The sequence below is a fragment of the Mycobacterium sp. E1386 genome, assembly GCF_001672745.1.
GTDB lineage: Bacteria > Actinomycetota > Actinomycetes > Mycobacteriales > Mycobacteriaceae > Mycobacterium.
Genome location: NZ_LZKH01000127.1, coordinates 1 through 975 on the forward strand (window position 1 = coordinate 1; position 975 = coordinate 975).

Sequence of the window (975 nt, forward strand, 5' to 3'; positions counted from 1 at the left end):
GAAGGAGCACGCGGCGCTGTTCGACCTACCCCACCGCGGGCCGATCTATCCCACACCGGCCGGGCTCGTCGCCGCGGTGCCCGATTGGTCGCAGCGCCCGCTGCCCTTGGTGGCGCTGTATCTGCGCCGCCCCGACGCCAAACCGATGGCGGCGCGCGGATGACCGCCCTGGGCGAGCCCGTGACGCTCGGCGCCCTGGTCCCCGCCGACGCGGCGCGCTGCGCCGAGCTCGAACGTCAGCTGTTCGACGGTGACGACCCCTGGCCCGCGGCGACGAGCCCGGCCGGTGTGGGATAGATCGGCCCGCGGTGGGGTAGGTCGAACAGCGCCGCGTGCTCCTTCGAGCCGGCCACCGCCCGCGCTGCGCCCGGGTCGACGTCGGCGGGGGCGTTGACCCCCGGGCCCTCCATCCGAAACCCGTCACGGTAACGGGCCCAATAGATTTCGCGCCGACGGGCGTCGGTGACCACCAACGTCTCACCGGTGGTGCGCACGCCGATGGCGTCCAGGCTGCACACCCCGCGCACCGGGATGCCCAGGGCATGCCCGTAGGCGGCCGCGGTCGCCATCCCGGCCCGCAGTCCGGTGAACGGGCCGGGGCCGCAGCCCACCACGACGGCATCGAGGTCGGCCATCGTCAGCCCGGCGTCGGCGAGGGCGTCCAGCACGTTCGGGGTGAGCCGTTCGGCGTGCGCGCGGGCGTCGACGGTGACCCGCTCGGCCAGCACGGTCAGGTCGTCGCGGCGGACGATCCCGGCGGTGACCGCCGGCGTGGAGGTGTCGAGGGCAAGCAGGAGGCTCATGAACGCACCCACTGCCACGAAGCGATCCGCACGTCGGATCCGCTGAGGCGTTCCAGCCGAATGTCGAGGTGCCGCTCGGCGAGGCGTTCGACGAGGCCCTCGCCCCACTCCACGACCACGACCGCATCGTCGAGATCGGTGTCCAGGTCCAGCGAGTCGAGCTCGCCCACCA

Annotated in this window: 4 pseudogenes; 2 read left to right on the forward strand and 2 right to left on the reverse strand. The window is 73.5% G+C overall.

The window, feature by feature from the left end:
* Together A5709_RS13550 and A5709_RS27475 are read left to right on the forward strand one after the other, a co-directional pair.
* Nucleotides 1-163: pseudogene (locus tag A5709_RS13550) on the forward strand (bifunctional tRNA (adenosine(37)-N6)-threonylcarbamoyltransferase complex dimerization subunit type 1 TsaB/ribosomal-protein-alanine acetyltransferase RimI); the annotation flags it as partial.
* Nucleotides 160-273 (forward strand): annotated as a pseudogene (locus A5709_RS27475) (ribosomal-protein-alanine N-acetyltransferase RimI); the annotation flags it as partial. The pseudogenes A5709_RS13550 and A5709_RS27475, both read left to right, overlap by 4 nt.
* Here the strand turns inward: A5709_RS27475 and tsaB are convergent.
* Nucleotides 267-803: pseudogene (tsaB, locus tag A5709_RS13555) on the reverse strand (tRNA (adenosine(37)-N6)-threonylcarbamoyltransferase complex dimerization subunit type 1 TsaB); the annotation flags it as partial. The pseudogenes A5709_RS27475 and tsaB sit on opposite strands and share 7 nt — an antisense overlap.
* A pseudogene (locus A5709_RS13560) lies at nt 800-975 on the reverse strand (tRNA (adenosine(37)-N6)-threonylcarbamoyltransferase complex ATPase subunit type 1 TsaE); the annotation flags it as partial. The pseudogenes tsaB and A5709_RS13560, both read right to left, overlap by 4 nt.